At 62.1% G+C, this 309-nt stretch carries 1 protein-coding gene; it reads left to right on the top strand.

Translation table 11 applies throughout. From position 1 onward, the window contains the following. The coding region (locus RCF13_RS06800) for a cytochrome c oxidase subunit 3 (protein WP_308140999.1) at positions 1–295 on the top strand (295 nt) is incomplete at its 5' end. Positions 296–309 lie beyond the last annotated feature (14 nt).

The following is a 309-nucleotide window of genomic DNA, read 5'->3' as shown; positions in this document are numbered from 1 at the left end:
GGTCATCCTGGGTTTCATCTTCGTGGCCTGCCAGGCCGCCGAATACCACCATGCGTACACCGAGCTGAACCTGAAGTTCAATTCGGGCGCCTACGGTTCGCTGTTCTATATGCTGACGGGCTTTCACGGCTTCCACGTGATCCTGGGCGCCACGATGCTGACGGTCATCCTGATCCGCCTGATGCGCGGCCATTTCCGGCCCGATCACCACTTCGGCTTCGAAGGCGCCGCCTGGTACTGGCACTTCGTGGACGTGGTGTGGCTGGGCCTGTACCTGTTCGTCTACTGGTTCTGAGGCGCGGGCCCGGC

It is taken from the genome of Stenotrophomonas maltophilia group sp. RNC7 (assembly GCF_030910085.1).
Classification (GTDB): Bacteria; Pseudomonadota; Gammaproteobacteria; order Xanthomonadales; family Xanthomonadaceae; genus Stenotrophomonas; species Stenotrophomonas sepilia.
Note: the sequence above shows the minus strand (reverse complement) of the source record. Positions and strands in the feature narration are given on the sequence as shown.